11 protein-coding genes and 1 pseudogene are annotated in these 17,754 nt (G+C 56.0%); 10 read left to right on the top strand and 2 right to left on the bottom strand.

Features of this window, described 5'->3' with window-relative positions; translation table 11 throughout:
- The first annotated feature begins 25 nt into the window (after positions 1-25).
- The 3 genes from aceE to lpdA are packed head-to-tail and all read left to right on the top strand — an operon-like array spanning position 26 to position 6,259.
- Complete coding sequence (gene aceE, locus B9Z43_RS03620) at positions 26-2,722, top strand: pyruvate dehydrogenase (acetyl-transferring), homodimeric type (protein ID WP_108322749.1); 2,697 nt, start codon at positions 26-28, stop codon at positions 2,720-2,722.
- A gap of 15 nt (positions 2,723-2,737) precedes the next feature.
- Positions 2,738-4,402, top strand: coding sequence for a dihydrolipoyllysine-residue acetyltransferase (gene aceF / locus B9Z43_RS03615; RefSeq protein ID WP_108322748.1), 1,665 nt, complete (start codon positions 2,738-2,740; stop codon positions 4,400-4,402).
- 9 nt (positions 4,403-4,411) lie between these two features.
- On the top strand, positions 4,412-6,259 hold the full coding sequence (lpdA, locus tag B9Z43_RS03610; RefSeq protein WP_108322747.1) for a dihydrolipoyl dehydrogenase: 1,848 nt from the start codon (positions 4,412-4,414) through the stop codon (positions 6,257-6,259).
- A gap of 97 nt (positions 6,260-6,356) precedes the next feature.
- Here lpdA and B9Z43_RS03605 read toward each other — a convergent pair whose 3' ends face one another.
- Both B9Z43_RS03605 and B9Z43_RS03600 read right to left on the bottom strand, forming a co-directional pair.
- Entirely contained in the window at positions 6,357-6,767 is a 411-nt protein-coding gene (locus B9Z43_RS03605) for a type II toxin-antitoxin system VapC family toxin (protein WP_108322746.1), read from the bottom strand.
- Between the two features lie 8 nt (positions 6,768-6,775).
- Entirely contained in the window at positions 6,776-7,060 is a 285-nt protein-coding gene (locus tag B9Z43_RS03600; RefSeq protein ID WP_108322745.1) for an antitoxin, read from the bottom strand.
- Between the two features lie 166 nt (positions 7,061-7,226).
- Between B9Z43_RS03600 and B9Z43_RS03595 the strand changes: the two genes are divergently transcribed.
- The 7 genes and pseudogenes from B9Z43_RS03595 to B9Z43_RS03570 all read left to right on the top strand — a co-directional run.
- Positions 7,227-9,551 (top strand): class I SAM-dependent DNA methyltransferase, encoded by a 2,325-nt coding sequence (locus tag B9Z43_RS03595; protein ID WP_108322744.1) that lies wholly within the window; start codon positions 7,227-7,229, stop codon positions 9,549-9,551.
- Between the two features lie 71 nt (positions 9,552-9,622).
- Positions 9,623-9,754, top strand: a complete 132-nt coding sequence (locus tag B9Z43_RS17480; protein WP_255417082.1) for a hypothetical protein — start codon at positions 9,623-9,625, stop codon at positions 9,752-9,754.
- The gene (locus B9Z43_RS03590; protein WP_108322743.1) at positions 9,754-11,112 is read left to right on the top strand and encodes a restriction endonuclease subunit S; all 1,359 of its coding nucleotides are present in this window, start codon (positions 9,754-9,756) and stop codon (positions 11,110-11,112) included. Before B9Z43_RS17480 ends, B9Z43_RS03590 begins: the two co-directional genes overlap by 1 nt.
- A 36-nt stretch (positions 11,113-11,148) precedes the next feature.
- Positions 11,149-14,436, top strand: a complete 3,288-nt coding sequence (locus tag B9Z43_RS03585; RefSeq protein WP_108322742.1) for a type I restriction endonuclease subunit R — start codon at positions 11,149-11,151, stop codon at positions 14,434-14,436.
- 33 nt (positions 14,437-14,469) lie between these two features.
- On the top strand, positions 14,470-15,033 hold the full coding sequence (locus tag B9Z43_RS03580) for an ORF6N domain-containing protein (RefSeq protein ID WP_233250004.1): 564 nt from the start codon (positions 14,470-14,472) through the stop codon (positions 15,031-15,033).
- A gap of 75 nt (positions 15,034-15,108) precedes the next feature.
- Positions 15,109-16,962: a hypothetical protein gene (locus B9Z43_RS16995; protein WP_146183907.1), complete on the top strand. Its 1,854-nt coding sequence runs from the start codon at positions 15,109-15,111 to the stop codon at positions 16,960-16,962.
- 6 nt (positions 16,963-16,968) lie between these two features.
- Positions 16,969-17,733 (top strand): annotated as a pseudogene (locus tag B9Z43_RS03570) (DUF2130 domain-containing protein); the annotation flags it as partial.
- Positions 17,734-17,754 lie beyond the last annotated feature (21 nt).

Genomic DNA, 17,754 nt, shown 5'->3' with positions numbered 1-17,754 from the left:
CATCGACAACAAACAGGAGACACGCATGACAGCGGCCAACCCACATCAGCCGAAGCCCGATCTGGATTCGCAAGAGACCCGTGAATGGATGGACGCACTGTCCGCCGTGATTGAAAAAGAAGGTGGCGAACGTGCCCACTTTCTGATTGAGCAACTCCTTGAACATGCCCGCGAAAACAGCATCGACATGCCGTTTTCCGCCACCACGGGCTACGTCAACACCATCGAGCCGCAGGAAGAAGAGCGCGCTCCTGGCAACCTCGAAATCGAAGAGCGCCTGCGCGCCTACATGCGCTGGAACGCCATGGCCATGGTCGTCAAGGCCAACCGCCACAACCCCGCTGACGGCGGCGATTTGGGTGGCCACATTGGCTCCTTCGCGTCTTTGGCCAGCTTGTTTGGCGCTGGCTTCAACCACTTTTGGCACGCCGAGAGTGAAAACCACGGCGGCGACTGCCTCTACATCCAGGGCCACGTGTCGCCCGGCGTGTATGCCCGCGCCTACTTGGAAGGCCGCCTGACCGAAGAGCAATTGCTCAACTTCCGCCAAGAGGTGGACGGCAAAGGCCTGTCGAGCTACCCACACCCCAAGCTGATGCCCGAGTTCTGGCAGTTCCCCACGGTGTCGATGGGCTTGGGCCCACTGATGGCGATCTACCAAGCCCGCTTTTTGAAATACCTGCACGCCCGTGGCATTGCCAACACCGAAAACCGCAAGGTCTGGGTGTTCTGTGGTGACGGCGAGATGGACGAAGTCGAATCCTTGGGTGCCATCGGCTTGGCTGCCCGTGAGAACCTGGACAACCTGGTCTTCGTGGTCAACTGCAACTTGCAGCGTCTGGATGGCCCGGTGCGCGGCAACGGCAAGATCATTCAAGAGCTCGAAGGCGAGTTCCGTGGCTCCGGCTGGAACGTCATCAAGCTGCTGTGGGGCTCCGGTTGGGACCCCCTGTTGGCCCGCGACAAAGAAGGCGCGCTCAAGAAGATCATGATGGAAACGCTGGACGGCGATTACCAAGCCATGAAAGCCAACGACGGCGCTTATGTGCGCAAACATTTCTTTGGCCGCGATCCGCGCACCCTGGAGATGGTGTCCAAGATGTCTGACGAAGAGATCTTCGACCTGCGCCGTGGTGGCCACGACTCCAAAAAAGTCTATGCCGCATTCCACAAAGCGGTCAACCACAAAGGCCAGCCCACCGTGCTGCTGATCAAGACCGTCAAGGGTTTTGGCATGGGCAAAGCGGGCGAGGGCAAGAACAACGTGCACCAAACCAAAAAGCTGTCGGACGAGGACATCAAAGCCTTCCGCGACCGCTTCAACATTCCGGTGCCCGACAGCGAGCTGGCCAAGATCCCGTTCTACAAGCCCGCAGACGACACCCCAGAAATGAAATACCTGCACGAGCGCCGCAAGGCCTTGGGCGGCTATTTGCCACACCGCCGCACCAAGAGCGACGAGAGCTTCACCGTGCCCGCGCTGGAGACGTTCAAGTCCGTCATGGAGCCTACGGCTGAAGGCCGTGAAATCTCGACCACCCAGGCGTATGTGCGCTTCTTGACCCAGCTGCTGCGCGACCAGGCCCTGGGCCCACGCGTGGTGCCGATTTTGGTGGACGAAGCCCGTACCTTTGGTATGGAAGGCCTGTTCCGTCAGATCGGTATCTACAACCCTGCAGGTCAAAACTACACCCCGGTCGACAAAGACCAGGTCATGTACTACCGCGAAGACGTGGCCGGTCAGATCCTGCAAGAAGGCATCAACGAAGCGGGCGGCATGTCCAGCTGGATCGCTGCGGCCACCAGCTACAGCACATCCAACCGGATCATGATCCCGTTCTACGTGTACTACTCGATGTTCGGCTTCCAGCGCATTGGCGACCTGGCCTGGGCTGCGGGCGACATGCAAGCACGAGGCTTCTTGTTGGGCGGCACATCGGGCCGCACCACGCTCAACGGCGAAGGCTTGCAGCACGAAGACGGTCACAGCCACCTCATGGCCAACACCATTCCCAACTGCGTGTCGTATGACCCCACATTTGCGCACGAAGTCGGCGTCATCCTGCACCACGGCCTCAAGCGCATGGTCGAGAAGCAAGACAACATCTTCTACTACCTGACGCTGCTGAACGAAAACTACGCCATGCCAGGCCTCACGCCCGGCACCGAAGAGCAGATCATCAAGGGCATGTACATGTGCAAGCCCGGCGCCGCTGGCGACAAGCGCGTGCAACTGCTGGGCTCGGGCACCATCCTGCGCGAATCGATTGCCGCACAAACCCTGCTGGCCACCGACTGGGGCATCCAGGCTGACGTGTGGAGCTGCCCAAGCTTCAACGAACTGACCCGCGACGGCCAAGACGCCGAGCGCTTCAACATGCTGCACCCGCTGGAAACGCCACGCGTGCCGTTTGTCGGTCAACAGTTGGCCAAGCACAGCGGCCCCGTAGTCGCGTCGACCGACTACATGAAGGCCTATGCCGAACAGATCCGTCCTTTCGTTCCGAAAGACCGCACCTACAAAGTGCTGGGCACCGATGGTTTTGGCCGCTCCGACTTCCGCAGCAAGCTGCGCGAGCACTTCGAGGTCAACCGCCACTACATCGTGGTCGCGGCCCTGAAGGCGCTGAGCGAAGAGGGCAAAGTGCCCGTCGCTCAAGTGGCCGAGGCCATCAAGAAGTACGGCATCAAGACCGACAAGATCAACCCGCTGTACGCATAAATCCGGGAGACACACATGGCATTGGTAGAAGTACAAGTCCCGGACATCGGGGATTTTGATGAAGTGACCGTCATTGAATTGATGGTCAAAGTGGGCGACACCGTGAAGGCGGAGCAATCGCTGATCACAGTCGAGTCCGACAAAGCCTCGATGGAAATCCCATCGAGCACGGCAGGCGTGGTCAAGGAAATGCGCGTGGCCTTGGGCGACAAGGTCAAGCAAGGCTCGGTGGTGTTGGTGGTGGAGGCCGCTGGTGCGGCCGCTGCACCTGCAGCCGCACCTTCAGCCGCAGTTTCGAGCGCGTCCCCTGTCGTTGCGAGCGAAGCGCAGCCATCTAGTGCAGCGCCCGCCACCCCAGCAGCCTCCGGCCCCGTGCAAGTGCATGTGCCCGACATCGGCGACTTCAAAGACGTGGTCGTCATCGAAGTCATGGTCAAGCCTGGTGACGCCATCAAGATCGAGCAATCGCTGATTACGGTCGAGTCCGACAAGGCCTCGATGGAAATCCCGTCCTCGGCCGCTGGCGTGCTCAAAGAGCTCAAAGTCAAAGTGGGCGACACGGTCAACATTGGTGACCTGCTGGCTGTGCTGGAAGGCACCGCTCTGGCGGCTGCGCCCGTGGCTGCTGCTGCCCCCGTAGTGGCTGTGGCGGTAGCCTCGGCACCCGCTGTCGCGCCAAGCCCTGTCGCAGCGGCTGCTGCCGCAGTGTCTGCGCCTGCCCACGCACCTGGTGGCAACACGGTGGGCATGCCCCACGCGTCCCCATCGGTGCGCAAGTTCGCTCGCGAGTTGGGTGTGCCGCTGGACGAAGTCAAAGGCTCCGGCCTCAAGGGCCGCATCACGTCAGACGACGTGCAAGCCTTCACCAAGGCCGTCATGTCGGGCGTTGCACAAACCAAAGCGCAGGCAGCCAAAGCCCCTGCAGCTTCGGGCGGTGGCGGTTCCGAGCTGGGCCTGATCCCCTGGCCCAAGGTGGACTTTGCCAAATTCGGCCCCATCGAGCGCAAAGAAATGGGCCGCATCAAGAAGATCAGCGGTGCCAACTTGCTGCGCAACGCCATCATGATTCCGGCGGTCACCAACCACGACGACGCCGACATCACCGACCTCGAAGCCTTCCGCGTCTCGACCAACAAAGAGAACGAAAAGTCGGGCGTCAAAGTCACGATGCTGGCGTTCTTGATCAAGGCTTGCGTGGCCGCGCTCAAGAAATACCCCGAGTTCAACAGCTCTTTGGATGGTGATGCCATCGTCTACAAAAACTACTGGCACATCGGCTTTGCCGCCGACACGCCCAATGGTTTGATGGTTCCAGTGATCCGCGACTGCGACAAAAAAGGCGTCTTGCAAATCAGCCAGGAAATGGGCGAGCTGGCCAAGAAAGCCCGTGACGGCAAACTCGGCCCCGCTGAAATGACCGGCGCAACTTTCACCATCTCCAGCCTCGGCGGCATTGGTGGCAAGTACTTCACGCCCATCATCAATGCACCCGAAGTGGCCATTTTGGGCGTTTGCAAGAGCACCATGGAGCCCGTCTGGGACGGTAAGCAGTTTGTGCCCCGCCTGATGCTGCCTTTGTCTTTGACATGGGACCACCGCGTCATCGACGGCGCCGCAGCGGCACGCTTCAACGCGTTCCTGGGTCAAATCCTCAGCGACTTCCGTCGCGTTCTTCTCTAAGGATTTGGTATGGCACTGATTGATATCCAAGTCCCCGACATTGGCGACTTCGACGAAGTGACCGTGATCGAGTTGCTGGTCAAACCCGGCGACACCGTCAAGGCCGAGCAATCGCTCATCACCGTCGAGTCCGACAAAGCCTCGATGGAAATCCCGTCCTCCCACGCTGGCGTGGTCAAGGAGCTGCGCATCAAGCTGGGCGACAAGGTCAAGCAAGGCTCGGTGGTGTTGGTGCTGGACGGCGAGGGCGCTGCGGCGGCCCCGGCTGCTGCCCCTGCACCCGTCATTGCGAGCGAAGCGCGGCAATCCAGCCCACAAGCCCCAGCAGCAGCCCCAGCCGTTGCAGCACCCGTGGCCTCCAGCTTCGGCGGCTCTGCCGACCTCGAGTGCGATGTGCTCGTGTTGGGCGGTGGCCCCGGCGGTTATTCGGCTGCATTCCGCGCGGCTGACCTCGGCTTGAACGTCGTCATCGTCGAGCGCTACGCCACCTTGGGCGGCGTGTGTTTGAACGTGGGTTGCATCCCCTCCAAAGCTTTGCTGCACGTCGCGGCCGTCATGGACGAAGTCAGCCACATGGCCGACCTTGGCGTGGACTTTGGCAAGCCGGTGGTCAACATCGACAAGCTGCGCGGCCACAAAGAAAAAGTCATTGGCAAACTCACAGGCGGCTTGGCTGCCATGGCCAAGATGCGCAAGGTCACCACCGTGCGCGGCTTGGGCCAGTTCGTAGGTGCAAACCACCTTGAAGTGTCAGAGACCACCGGCACTGCACAAGAACAAAACGGCAGCAAAAAAGTGATCGCCTTTAAGAAGGCCATCATCGCTGCAGGTTCGCAAGCCGTGCGTTTGCCTTTCATGCCCAACGACCCACGCGTGGTCGACAGCACCGGCGCTTTGGAACTCAAAGAAGTGCCCAAGCGCATGCTGATTCTGGGCGGCGGCATCATCGGCCTCGAAATGGGCACCGTTTACAGCACGCTGGGCGCACGCCTGGACGTGGTGGAAATGATGGATGGCCTCATGCAAGGCGCTGACCGCGACTTGGTCAAGATCTGGCAAAAGATGAACGCCAAGCGCTTTGACAACATCATGCTCAAGACCAAGACCGTGTCCGCACGCGCCTTGCCCGAAGGCATTGAAGTCACGTTTGCACCGGCAGAAGAGGGCGGCACAGCCCCCGCGCCGCAGGTGTACGACCTGGTGTTGCAAGCCGTGGGCCGCACGCCCAACGGCAAAAAACTCGCCGCCGAAAAAGCAGGCGTGTCTGTGACCGACCGTGGCTTCATCAACGTCGACATTCAAATGCGCACCAACGTGCCGCACATCTTCGCCATTGGCGACATCGTGGGCCAGCCCATGTTGGCGCACAAAGCGGTGCACGAAGCACACGTGGCGGCCGAAGTCATTGCGGGCGAACTGCAAGGCAACAAAGAGCTGGCAGCCGCAGCGTTCAACGCACGCGTCATCCCAAGCGTGGCCTACACCGACCCCGAAGTGGCATGGGTGGGCTTGACCGAAGACCAAGCCAAAGCGCAAGGCATCAAGGTGAAAAAGGGCTTGTTCCCTTGGACCGCCTCGGGCCGCGCCATCGCCAACGGCCGCGACGAAGGCGTGACCAAACTGCTGTTTGACGATTCACCCGAGGCCCACGGCCACGGCAAGATCTTGGGCGGCGGCATGGTCGGCACGCACGCGGGCGACATGATTGGTGAGATCGCACTGGCCATCGAAATGGGCGCAGACGCAGTGGACATCGGCAAAACCATCCACCCCCACCCAACCCTGGGCGAAAGCATTGGTATGGCGGCGGAAGTGGCACACGGTAGCTGCACGGACGTGCCGCCTAGCAAGAAGTAAACGCTTCAAGCCCCAACCCAAAAAGCCGCCAACCTGCAAAGGTTGGCGGCTTTTTTTGATGAACTTGTGTCTCGACTCAGGGCGAAAAAAAATTTCATCAACTGATGGCGTCCATCCAATTTTGGATTTGGAGCTGACCTGCATGTAAAAAGGCGGCATCGCTGCTGACCAGCACGGCTTTGGCTTGCAGTGCATGCGCCGCAATTTGCATGTCCAGCGCCGACAGGCTGATGCCTTGGCTTTGCAGTTGCGCCCGCAATGTGCCGTAGGTCTGAGCCACGGCTTCGTCCCACGGCAGCACTTCTACGCGACGCAAGAATTCGTGCACAGCCGCTTTCAACGCCAGTGCTTCGGGTCGTTTTGCCAAACCATAGGCCAGCTCACCTGCCGTGATGGCCGATATGCAAACGCTGTGCATGGGCACAGCCAGCAAGCGTTGGGTAGCCTGCGGATGGCGTTTGATGAGGTGGCTGACCGTGTTGGTGTCCAGCAGGTAGCGTGTGTTCATGGCCTGGCTCAGTGCCCCAAGGTGTTGGGTAAGGACTCAAAAGGGTCGCGATCTGCAGCTTCAGCCTGGCCTTGTGGCGTGCGTTCTTCGGGGCTCAAAAAGTCGTCAGGCACCTGAGCGTTGTCAGCCGCCGCAAAAAAACCAGTCCAGTCATCGGGACGGCGTGAAAGGATCACATCACCTGTGACCGGGTCTTTGCGGATAAAGACTTCTTCGGTGTCAAACCTGTAGGCAGCTGGCAGGCGAACGGCCTGGCTGCGACCGTTCAGGAAAAGTTTGGCGGTTTGGGACATATTTAACCTCCATGGCGCGATGGTAGATACCATAGTATATCCAGGCTGGAAAAACACCCCACGCCGCAGGTGAGCTGACCTATGTGGCGCAGGGCCAATTTCGCTTCAACCCCGTGTAATACTTGTGGGCTATCTGGTTGAAACTCCAACCCCTCATTCGTAAAAAATGACCCAAGAAACCAACAACCTCGCCGCCGATCTGTGGGCGCTGGCCGACCTGCTGCGCGGTGACTTCAAACAGAGCCAATACGGCCGTGTCATCCTGCCTTTTGCCCTGCTGCGCCGACTGGAATGTGTGTTGGAAAGCAGCAAGTCTGCTGTGCTGGTCGAAGCGGCCAAGGTGGAGAAGATGGCCATTGCCGAAGAGGCCAAGGAAAAGCTGCTCCTGCGCGCCACCAGCGGACTCAGCTTTTTCAACACCTCGCCCATGGATCTGAGCACCCTGGGCGAGTCGGGCATCAAGGCCAATCTGGAGCGCTACATCCAGTGCTTTTCCAAAGACGCCCGCGAGATTTTTGACCACTTCAAGTTCGCCGAATTCATTGGCCTGCTGAATGACGCCAACCTGCTCTACAAGGTGGTGCAAAAAGTCCGCACCATGGGCCTGCACCCCAGAGCCGTTTCCAACTACGAAATGGGCCTGGTGTTTGAAGAACTGATTCGCAAATTTGCCGAAAGCTCGAACGAAACGGCTGGCGAACACTTCACACCGCGCGACATCGTGCACCTCACCACCTCGCTGGTGTTCATGGAAGATGACGAAGCCCTCACCAAGCCCGGCATCATTCGCACCATATACGACCCGACAGCGGGCACTGGTGGCTTTCTGTCGGCGGGCATGGAATACGTGCACGAGCAGAACCCCCAAGCCGTCATGCGCGCCTTTGGTCAGGAGCTGAACCCTGAGAGCTACGCCATCTGCAAGGCCGACATGCTCATCAAGGGGCAGGAAGTCAGCAACATCAAGCTCGGCAACACACTCTCCAACGACCACCTCTACGCCAGCAAGTTCGACTACATGCTCTCCAACCCGCCCTTTGGCGTGGACTGGAAAAAGATCGAAGGCGACATTGCCGACGAGCACACCCTCAAAGGCTTTGATGGCCGCTTTGGCCCCGGCCTGCCGCGTGTGTCCGACGGCTCGCTGCTGTTTCTGCTGCACCTCATCAGCAAGATGCGTGATGTGAAGGAAGGTGGCTCTCGCATCGGCATCATCTTGAATGGCTCGCCGCTGTTCACCGGCGGTGCAGGCTCGGGCGAATCCGAAATCCGCCGCCATATTTTGGAAAGCGATTTGCTCGAAGCCATCGTCGCCCTGCCCACCGACATGTTCTACAACACGGGCATTGCCACTTATGTATGGGTGCTTTCGAACAAAAAGCCTGCCGAGCGCAAAGGCAAGGTGCAGCTCATCAACGGAGCCAACCTCTGCGGCAAGATGCGCAAATCGCTGGGCAGCAAGCGCCATGTGATGGACGAGGGCGACATCGCCACCATCACCCGCTGCTTTGGCAACTTCGAGGTGGTCGAAGCGCAGGCACTCGATAAACCGGCTGAAGTCAAAAGCAACCGTGGTCGCCAAGCCGCCAACCCCAAGCCCGAAGCCGTCAAAACCTTCGCCAGCCAAATTTTCGCCACGCACGAGTTCGGCTACCGCCGCATCACCATCGAACGGCCACTGCGTTTGTCGTGGCAGTTCAGCGATGAACGCATCGCCAGCCTGCGCTTTGAGTCCGGCACCCTGAATGCAGCCATGCGTTGGATCTACTCCGAGTATGGTCAGGGCCACTGGCAAGACGCGGCAGATTGCGAGCTCTACGGCCAGCTGGACGACTACGCCGTCGAAATCCGCGCCTATCTCAAAAGCCAGTTTGCCGACCTCAAGGAAAAGCAGATCAAAGACCTGCTCGACGCCAGCACCTGGCTGGCACAAAAGGCCGTGCTGCTCAAAGCCCGCGCCTTGCAGGGCGCGATAGGCTCAGTGCAGTGCGACGACTTCAATGGCTATGACGAAGCCATCAAGGCCGCCAGCAAGCAGGCCGACATCACGCTGGACGCCAAAGAGAAAAAGCAGATCGCGGATGCCGTGAGCTGGAAGAACCCCGCCGCCGAAAAGGTGATCAAGAAGGTTCACAAAGGCAACGACGCCCCCCTGTATGGCTTGTTCGAAGTGAACAATGAAGTGATCGAATACCAAGCCGATGGCGAGCTTCGCGATTTTGAAAACGTCGCGCTAGACCCCAGCCGCAGCGTGAGCGAAAGCATCGAGGCCTATTTCATCGCCGAAGTGCAGCCGCATGTGCCCGATGCGTGGATAGATGCCAGCAAGCGCGACGCCAAAGATGGCGAGATCGGCATCGTCGGCTACGAGATTCCGTTCAACCGCCACTTTTACCAATACCAGCCGCCACGGCCATTGGAAGAAATTGACGCCGATCTGGACGCCGTGAGCGCCGAGATCATGGCCCTGCTGCGCGAGGTGCATTCGTGAGCTACTTGGCTTATCCAGCCCCGCAATTAGTGTCACCACTGCTGACACAATTGCCAAAACTCTCACCACTGGTGAGACAAATTCATCCTGATGCGGTCAGCTTGTTCAAGGGCAATGACCAAATCCAGTTGCCAGACAAGAAACTGCTGCAAGCCAAACTGCATGAGTTCTATTTGGCCAACGTGGGCGAGGGGGATGCGTAATGAGTCGGTACAAGGCTTATTCGGAGTACAAAAACTCCGGCGTCGAATGGCTTGATACTGTTCCAACGCATTGGTCGCGTGTCGCCATTAAATATATGGCCCTTGAAGAAGGCACACTTTTTTTAGATGGCGACTGGATCGAAAGTAAGGACATTTCCAGCGAGGGAATCAAATACATCACAACAGGAAATGTTGGCGAAGGTGCATACAAAGAACAGGGCTCTGGATTTATTAGTGAGGAAAAATTCAGCGCATTAAATTGCACCGAGGTTTTCCCTGGCGATGTTTTGATCTCAAGACTAAATTCACCCATCGGACGCGCGTGCGTTGTGCCGTATCTTGCTTCAAGAGTTGTCACATCTGTTGATAACGTTATTTTTCGACCCGATCAGCTTTACTCAAAAGAATATCTAGTTCGCTTATTTTCAAGTCCAGCGTACTTCGAACACACCACTAATCTGGCTCGTGGCGCAACCATGCAGCGAATTAGTAGAGGATTGCTCGGAAATATTCGTGTAGTTCTGCCGCCCAAGATTGAGCAACAAAAAATCGCCGCCTTCCTCGACCACGAGACGGCGAAGATTGATGCCTTGATCGAGAAGCAGCAGCGGCTGATTGAATTGCTCAAGGAAAAGCGCCAAGCCGTCATCAGCCACGCCGTCACCAAAGGCCTCAACCCCAACGCCCCGATGAAAGACTCAGGCGTGGAATGGCAGGGCGAAGTGCCTGCTCATTGGGATTTGCAGCCGCTAAAGTATCTGTGCTCCTTCAGTGGTGGGGGCACACCAAGCAAAGATAATTTGAGCTACTGGAGTGACGGCACTATTCCGTGGGTGTCGCCCAAGGATATGAAAAGCTTCTGGATTAACGATAGCCAGGACAAAATTACGCAAGCTGCTGTGCAGGCCTCATCTACTAATTTTGTCGATGCTGGCTCTTTATTAATTGTTGTCCGCTCTGGAATCTTGCAAAGAACCATTCCTATCGCAATCAATACAGTTCCCGTCACCCTCAATCAAGATATGAAGGCTTTGTCTTTTATCTCAGAAATGAATGTTGAGTTTGCGGCAAATTTCATCCTTGGAAATATTCCACCCCTGCTGTTGGAGTGGTCGAAGGAGGGGGCCACTGTTGAAAGTATTGAGCACGAATATCTATCTTCAAGTGTTTTCCCTGTGCCGCCTTACCATGAGCAGCTTGAAATTAATGCCACCATTCGCAAGCGAATGGAGTCATTTGATGCACTTGAACAACAAGCATCAACAGGAATCAGCTTGCTCCAAGAACGGCGCACCGCCCTGATCTCCGCCGCCGTCACCGGCAAGATCGACGTGCGCGACTGGCAAGCTGCCGCCTGACTGCCTTAACCCAAACAGCCAAATCTCAACTCGACCATGAGCGACCAAGCCACCGAACGCATTTTTCAAGACGACATCATTCGCCAGCTGCAGGCCAATGGCTGGTTGCTCGGCTCGCCAGACAAGTACAACCGCGAACTGGCCTTGTACCCCGAGGATGCGCTGGGCTTTGTGCAGGAGACGCAAGACGCGCAGTGGCAAAAGTTTTGCGCCAACCACCCCAAGGATGCAGAGCAGAAGTTTTTGCAACTGGTTGCCGCGCAGTTGGGCAAGGCCGACCCGAACGCCACGCACAAAGACAGCCGCACTTTTGGCACGCTGGGCGTGCTGCGCCACGAGCTGCGCGACCGCAATGCGCGTTTGTCGCTGTGCCAGTTCAGGCCCGAGCACGACCTGAACCCGGACACGCTGGTCCGCTACGCCAAAAACCGCCTGCGTGTGGTGCCAGAGCTGGTGTACAGCCCGTGGGCGACTGATGCGCATCTGACCGAGACCGGCAACAGCGACGCAAAGAAGGCCAAGGCGTGGCGCATTGACCTGGTGCTGTTTGTGAATGGTCTGCCAGTAGCCACGTTGGAGCTGAAGAGTGAATTCAAGCAGGCGGTGGACCGCGCCATTCGGCAGTACAAGACCACTCGCCTGCCTGTAGACCCGGTGGCCAAGAAAGCCGAGCCGCTGTTGACCTTCAAGCGCGGTGCGCTGGTGCACTTTGCAGTCAGCCAGTACGAGGTGCACATGGCCACACGCTTGGAGGGGGAGGGCACCTACTTTCTGCCCTTTAACAAAGGCACGCACGACGGCGGCGCGGGCAATAGTGTGCCGTACGACATCAACCGCTACGCCACGGATTACCTGTGGAACGAAGTGCTGCTGCCGGACAACCTGCTCAACATCTTGGCCCGTTTTGTGCACTTGCAGATTGAGGACAAAGAAGACTGGGAAGGCCGCAAGTACAAGAAGGAAAGTCTGATCTTCCCGCGTTACCACCAGTGGGACGTGGTGGGCAAGCTGTTGGCGGCGGCGCGCAGCGAGGGACCGGGGCAGATGTACCTGATTCAGCACAGCGCGGGCTCGGGCAAGTCCAACTCGATTGCCTGGGTGGCGCATCAGCTCTCGTCGCTGTACAAGGCCGACGGCAAAAAGCAGTTTGACTCGGTGATTGTGGTGACCGACCGCACCGTGCTGGACGCGCAGTTGCAAGACACGATCTACCAGTTTGAGCACACCGATGGCGTGGTGGGGCGCATCAACAACAAGGAAGGCGACGGCTCCAAGTCCGAGAAGCTGGCCGCAGCCTTGGAGTCGGCCCAGCCCATCATCATCGTCACCATTCAGACCTTTCCCCATGTGTTGAAGGCGATTGAAAACAGCGTGAGCCTGAAGGAGCGCTGCTACGCCATCATTGCCGACGAGGCGCATTCGTCGCAAAGCGGCTCGACAGCGCGGCAGCTCAAAGAGGTGCTGATGAAGGAAGCCGGGGACGACGGCGAGGAGCTGGATAGCGACGACATCATCGCCGCCACGGTGGCTGCGCGCCGCGCATCGGGCAACCTGAGCTACTTTGCCTTTACCGCCACGCCCAAGCCCAAGACGCTGGAGCTGTTTGGCCGCTTGCCGCAACCGAACGAAGTGCCTTCTAAAACCAACAAGCCAGCGGCGTTTCATGTGTACAGCATGCGCCAGGCGATTGAGGAGGGCTTCATCCTCGATGTGCTGAAGAACTACACCAACTACAAGGTGGCCTACAAGCTGGCCCTGAAGGTGCAGGGTGCCGACGCAGAGGTGGAAAGCAAGCGGGCCAAGGTGAAGCTGAACCAATGGGTGCGCCTGCACGACCACAACATTGCCCAAAAGGTGATGGTGATCGTGGAGCACTTCAAGGACAACGTGATGGGCTTGCTCGGTGGGCAAGCCAAGGCCATGGTGGTCACCAGCTCGCGCAAGGAGGCGGTGCGCTACAAGCAGTGTTTTGACAAGTACATCGCAGACAAGGGCTACCAGAAGATTCGCGCCATGGTGGCGTTTTCGGGTGAGGTGCTGTTCACCGACAAAGACCCGAGTTCGGCGGGTGAGATCACGGCGGGACTGATCGGCGAGAAGTTCACCGAAAGCAATATGAACCCGAACCTCAAGGGCCGGGATATGCGCAAGGCTTTTGATTCAGATGACTACCAGGTGATGATCGTCGCCAACAAGTTTCAGACCGGCTTTGACCAGCCCAAGTTGTGCGCCATGTATGTGGACAAAAAGCTGGCCGGGGTGGAGTGCGTGCAGACCTTATCGCGCCTGAACCGCACCTACCCCAACAAGGCCGAGACGGGCACCTTTGTGCTGGACTTCTTCAATGACCCGGACGAGATTCTGGAAGCGTTTCAGCCGTATTTCCAGACGGCTGAGCTGCTGGATGTGTCTGACCCGAATCTGATCTTTGCGCTGCAAGACAAATTGCGTGCCGCTGGCATTTTTACTTGGCAGGAAGTGGAGCAGTTCTGCGCCGCGTTTTATGTGAAGAACAAGAGCAACGCGGCGATTGCCAATATCTGCAAGCCTGCGGTGCAGCGTTGGCAGCTGCGCTACAAGTCGGCGGTGGAGGCTTTCAAGATTGCCAAGGACATGTTTGAGCGCACCCAGAAGACGGGCGATGCGGTGCTGATCGCCAATGCGGAGAAAAGCCTGAAGGAATGCCAGAAGGAAAAAGACGCGCTCGAAATTTTCAAGAAAGACTTGGGCACCTTTGTGCGCTTTTATGAGTTCATGTCGCAGATCGTGGATTACGACGACACCGATCTGGAAAAGCTCAGCCTGTACGCCCGCAACCTGCGGCCCATGTTGCGCGAAACCTTGCTGGATGAAGACGACATCGACCTAGGCAACGTAGTGCTCAGCCACTACCGCGTGGCCAAGATACGCCAGCAGGATTTGCTGCTCAAAGAAAACACCGGTGAGTACAAGCTGGAGCCGGGCGAAGGCCTGGGTACGGCCAAGCCAAAGGACAAGAAAGAGGAGTACCTGTCGCAGATCATCAACCGCCTGAACGAGGTGTTCGTCACCGACCAGCTCACCGACAAGGACATGGTGAACTACGCCTATACGATCCGCGACAAGGTGGGCGAGAACATCAAGGTGATGAAGCAGATCGAGAACAACTCGGCCGAGCAGGCCCTGCTGGGTGACTTCTCAAAGGCCATCGACGACGCCATCCTCGACAGCAGCGATGCCCACCAAAACCAGATGATGCAGCTACTGGCCGACCCCAGCAAAGCCGCCAACTTTGCGCGGATTGTGTTTGATCTGCTGGTGCAAGGGCAAGCAGGGAACCGTTAAAGCCAGGTGATGCTTTAACGGGCCTTTGTGGCTATGGGCCAAGTCCAGCCCCACACGCCTCAAAAAATTCAAATTTGTGATGAGCTGGGTTTTTTTGGGCCAAATTCAGAATATGCTTATGTGAACTTTTTTCGCATACAAATTTTGACTTCTCTGATCCCCGGCCACTTTCTGTTTCAACTCACGCAGGATGAAAAAGGCGAGGTGGTAGCAAATTGCAACCACCTCCGAAACCTGAAGTTCTCCAAGGCGCGGCCGTTTGCGTTTACCGAGCAGGGTGCAATTCAGGTGGCCAATGTGCTGGGTTCAAGCCAAGCAGTTGAGATGGGAATTTATGTCGAGCGGGCGTTTGTGCCGTTGCGCCCGTCACTCGCTTCCAATGCAGATATCGCCCAGCGCCTAGCAGAGGTTGAGACGAAGACCGAGTCTCTAGAAATGTCGCACAAAACCTTTAGTAGCAATACCCGGTTGCAATTGCGCCAACTGCTTGATGCGGTCCGAGAGCTGACCACACCACCAGAGCCGCTCAAACGACCCATTGGGTTTCTGACGTATGAGGATAAGAACTCAGCCAAGGGCAGCAGGTTGAACAAATGAAAGAAGGCGTCATTAGCGCTCAAGCAATACGACGTAAAAAGAATCGATACACCATCAAATTTCAGAAGGTAAAAAATGACCGGCATCCTATCAATTGACAACACATTGATGAAACAAAAAGTGACTGAAGAAACATTATCAACTGATACCTTCACAATATTCTTTTTGCAGCGTTTGCATGAGGCGCTTTTTGACTATTCCCCTGACTCATTTAAGGCACCTGCACTAAATTCCCATTTGCGAATAGTTGAACTTAATCGCATTGGAGGCCAGGCAGAAAATCAAGAATTTATCAGCGCGTCAATTGATTCATTCTTTTTGGAAATTTCTTGGAGCATCCAATCTGATCCTATTATCCGCGGGGGTAGGAAGCAACTCATACAAGAGCTATTGATGCGCGTAAAAACCGGATGGGGGAAGAGAACACAGTTCTTGCCCGCAATGTCTGCTCTCCTACTTCAATTTCGGGATTATCGAGAAAGCCTATGCCAACAACTGCAACTGGAAGCTAGTAAATCAGACTGGTCTAAGGTCAGGGTAATTCAATTGCTAGATGCACTAATCGTCGAATATGAACTGATTGGATTTCCGCGACCTTATATTTATTCCATTGTCCAAAAATTGTCGACGAAAAATAAACAAAAAAAACTGAATGACGGAGCGCCTCACACTGTAGAGCTCTTTCTAGAGATGTTTAATTTCGAACCTAAGGATTACTCAGTAATTGGGTATGTTTCACATGCTATGGCCAATGCTATCGTGCGGAAAAGTGGGTGGTCAATTCATGACGCCACATTATTGGGAAGAATACGATCGCAAAAAAATTTTGTTAAGTTCAATAAAACTGTAGATTTATCATTGACAACAACAGCTATTGAATACAATGGAAAAAGTGTTTGTCAGCACGGTGCTGTGAAGCACTTTTTCAACGTCATTGATCGCGTTGGCGAACAAGTCCAGTTTCTCGATCATCATCTCCCAGTTCACATTCACAACAAAGGGTTGTGCATTGAGTCTGAAACCACTTTCACCAGTATTCTTCCTCGTTCATCCTCTCCACTAAGTTTCATTTCAAGAACTACAGAAAGTGAGTTGGCTATAGGCCTCAATCTTCTGGACTTTTTTTTCAACGAAAGCCGCTTGTCAAATGCAGCCAAAGCACGTTTAGGTCAAGCAATTGAATATCACGGGGCAGCATTAGCTTCAAAACGACACGAAGAACAATTGCTAAACCTTTGGTCTTGTCTAGAAGGATTTGTCGGCGTGCCGTCGACTGCAGGATCAAAGATTGCCTTTGTTCGGGAAGCTGTTCTATCTTGCTTAACACTTCAGTATCCCCAAAGACTTTTTTCTTTGATAGCCAATCGCATTCTCAAATTATTCGGTGAAGCTCAGTTAGCTGAATTGTTCGGGCCTGAATTGATCGAAGTATCGGAATCGCGGGAACGACTTGCGTTGGTACTGTTAAACCCGACATATATTGACACGAGAACAAAACTTACAGAGCTGGTATCACAAAAGGACTCTGTGCTCTTGTATCGGCTCTTTGAGTTAGTGAAGCGATTCGAAAATCCAAAGATGACAAAGGCGACTCTTGTACATCATCGCGAAAAACTCACTTGGCAGATGAATCGAATTTATTGGAATCGCAACCTAATAGTTCATTCGGCAGAGTCGCTGCCGTACCTTTCTACATTGGTAGAGCATTTGCACATATACGTTGATTCATTCCTTGGAAGTATCTTGTTTACGGTTGGAAAAGTACAAGCGACCTCAATCCCCTCTGTGTTAGAACTATTCAGTGTGCACGAGAAAATTCGGATGGATGAACTTGTTGAATTCTCGAAAGACAAGAATGTCGCATTGGACAGCACTTTGGATTGGGTTTTTGGATGCGAAAATATTCTTCGAGAGTCCAGCGGGTTATAGGTGTTACTAAAGGCGCGGCTGTCAACCAAGATGGTGGGTGAAACCCTGGAGCAGCACTGCGAGATCGAGTTCAACCGCATCCGTGCGGCGGCCTTCCAGCGGGCGCATTTTGAGAAAGACAACGACACCCGCACCGGCAGCAAGGGTGACTACATTTTTCGCGACTCGGACGAGTCGGGTGCTGAGATCGTCTCCATCATGTTTGAGATGAAGAACGAGAGCGACGAGACGGCCACCAAGAAGCGGAACGAAGATTTTCTGAAAGAGCTGGACAAGGACCGCACAGAAAAGGCGTGCGAGTACGCGGTGCTGGTGTCCCTGCTGGAGCCGGAGAGCGAGTTGTACAACAGTGGCATCGTCGATGTGTCGCACCGCTACCCCAAGATGTACGTGGTGCGGCCGCAGTTTTTTGTGCCCCTGATCACGCTGTTGCGCAATGCCGCTTTGAACGCGATGAAGTACAAGTCCGAGCTGGCCTTGGTGCGCTCGCAGAACGTGGACATCACCAAGTTTGAAACCCAGCTGGACGAATTCAAGACGGCGTTTGGGCGCAATTGGCGTCTGGCCTCTGAGGGCTTTGAAGAAGCCGTCAAGCGCATTGACGAAGCGATCAAGGACCTGGAAAAAACCAAGGAAGCGCTGCACAAGTCGGCCAACAATTTGCGCCTGGCCAACGACAAGGCCGACGACTTGACGATCAAGAAGCTCACACGGGGTAACCCCACGATGGCGGCCAAGTTTGCAGAGTTGCCGGGGAACACCTCCGACTGAGATGGCGCTCAATGCGCCCCG

It is taken from the genome of Limnohabitans sp. MMS-10A-192 (genome assembly GCF_003063335.1).
Taxonomy (GTDB): domain Bacteria; phylum Pseudomonadota; class Gammaproteobacteria; order Burkholderiales; family Burkholderiaceae_C; genus Limnohabitans_A.
This window is presented reverse-complemented; position numbering and strand designations above follow the sequence as displayed.

Coding starts and splice junctions, on each gene's coding strand:
- aceE (WP_108322749.1), top strand. CDS start 26: ATGACAGCGGCCAACCCACATCAGCCGAAGCCCGATCTGGATTCGCAA.
- aceF (WP_108322748.1), top strand. CDS start 2,738: ATGGCATTGGTAGAAGTACAAGTCCCGGACATCGGGGATTTTGATGAA.
- lpdA (WP_108322747.1), top strand. CDS start 4,412: ATGGCACTGATTGATATCCAAGTCCCCGACATTGGCGACTTCGACGAA.
- B9Z43_RS03605 (WP_108322746.1), bottom strand. CDS start 6,767: ATGAACACACGCTACCTGCTGGACACCAACACGGTCAGCCACCTCATC.
- B9Z43_RS03600 (WP_108322745.1), bottom strand. CDS start 7,060: ATGTCCCAAACCGCCAAACTTTTCCTGAACGGTCGCAGCCAGGCCGTT.
- B9Z43_RS03595 (WP_108322744.1), top strand. CDS start 7,227: ATGACCCAAGAAACCAACAACCTCGCCGCCGATCTGTGGGCGCTGGCC.
- B9Z43_RS03590 (WP_108322743.1), top strand. CDS start 9,754: ATGAGTCGGTACAAGGCTTATTCGGAGTACAAAAACTCCGGCGTCGAA.
- B9Z43_RS03585 (WP_108322742.1), top strand. CDS start 11,149: ATGAGCGACCAAGCCACCGAACGCATTTTTCAAGACGACATCATTCGC.
- B9Z43_RS03580 (WP_233250004.1), top strand. CDS start 14,470: ATGGGCCAAGTCCAGCCCCACACGCCTCAAAAAATTCAAATTTGTGAT.
- B9Z43_RS16995 (WP_146183907.1), top strand. CDS start 15,109: ATGACCGGCATCCTATCAATTGACAACACATTGATGAAACAAAAAGTG.